Source organism: Lysinibacillus sp. G1-3 (genome assembly GCF_056322905.1).
Genome location: NZ_JBWHYQ010000045.1, coordinates 1 through 1687 on the forward strand (window position 1 = coordinate 1; position 1687 = coordinate 1687).

Annotated in this window: 1 protein-coding gene; it reads left to right on the forward strand. The window is 36.4% G+C overall.

Annotated features, from left to right (window positions below):
- The first annotated feature begins 67 nt into the window (after window positions 1–67).
- Window positions 68–1641, forward strand: a protein-coding gene (locus ACVYAD_RS24925) for an IS3 family transposase (protein WP_476428282.1) whose coding sequence is annotated in 2 segments (ribosomal slippage) — window positions 68–710 and window positions 710–1641 — 1575 coding nt in all. Because the reading frame shifts where the segments join, the coding sequence is not laid out codon by codon here.
- The last annotated feature ends 46 nt before the right edge of the window (window positions 1642–1687 follow it).

Sequence of the window (1687 nt, forward strand, 5' to 3'; positions counted from 1 at the left end):
TGATATGCTCCCTATTAAGTAGACAGATTAAAAAATAAAATCTGTTTATCTAAGGGGAGTATTTTTTATGGGGCGAAGCAAACATCCACTCGAGTTAAAACTACATATCCTTCAATTGTTCGAAGAAGGTCACTATTCTATCAATGAATTGTGTGAAAGGTTTTCATTAGACCATCAAACTTTTCATAGATGGAAAATGAAATATGAGGCAGGTGGACGTGAAGGATTACAAGAAGCTACTTCATGTAAATTCTATTCTAAAGAGTTAAAATTAGCGGCTGTAGAAGACTACATTCAACGGAACTATTCACAGATGGAGGTGTTGGCGAAATATGAGATTAGCAGTACCTCAGTTTTAAAAAGGTGGGTAAAAAAGTATACTGGTCATAGTGAATTAAAAGATTCAGGTAAAGGAATGAGTCAAGCTATGACAGAAAGAAGAAAGACAACTTTTGAGGAGCGTACTGAGATTGTCGAGTACTGTTTGAAGCACCAGAAAAATTATCAGTTGGCAGCTCACACCTATGGTGTTTCGTATCAACAGGTGTATCAATGGACGAAGAAATTTGAAACGAACGGTGAAGAGGGATTACGTGATCGCCGTGGTCGCACAAAAGATGAAGTCGAATTAACCGTTGAGGAGAAATTGAAATTAGAGATTCAACGTTTTGAGCGTGAAAATGAACGCTTACGTGCAGAAAATCTATTTTTAAAAAAGTTAGAGGAAATCGAAAGGAGGCGTCGCTAAGTCAAATTCGTCTACAACAACGCTATTTAGCGATTCAAGAATTACATCAAAAGGAAGAACTTTCGATTCTTTTACTATGTGAAATCGCAGGTGTTTCGCGTGCTGCTTACTATAAGTGGCTAAGTCGCAAGCCTTCTAACAGAGAAGTTGAAAATGAAGCAATTTTAAAGGACATTCATCTCCTTTATCAACAAGTAGATGGTATTTACGGCTATCGTCGTGTGACGTTGGTAATCAATCGTCAGCGAAAAGAAAATAATCAACCGATGGTTAATGAGAAGCGTATTTATCGTTTAATGCAGATTAGTGGATTGAAGTCTGTTATTAGGAGAAAGCGCAAAACTTATCGTAAATCCTTAGCGCATCATGTGGCGGAGAACGTATTAAAACGAGAATTTACATCGGAAAAGCCAAATGAAAAATGGTGTACAGATGTCACAGAGTTTAAGTATGGGAACGGAAAAAAAGCTTATTTAAGTGCTATTATCGATTTATATGATGGTTCAATAGTGAGTTATGTGTTAGGTCATTCGAATAATAATTCCCTTGTTTTCAAAACAATAAAATCAGCTATTCAATCATTACAATCAGGCGAACAGCCATTAATACATAGTGATCGAGGTTTTCAATATACATCGAAGGAATTTAAGCGAATTGTGGAAACAGCCAATATGACACAAAGTATGTCTCGTGTTGGTCGATGTATTGATAACGGACCAATTGAATCATTTTGGGGCACATTGAAGTGTGAGAAGTATTATTTACATAAGTACGATTCATATGAAGGGTTAAAACTAGCGATTGATGACTACATTCATTTTTATAATTACGATCGTTATCAGAAACGATTAAACGGCTTGAGTCCTTTAGAATTTAGGGCTCAAGCCGCTTAATACATTTTTTATTATTTCCGCTGTCTACTTGACGGGGGGCAGTTCA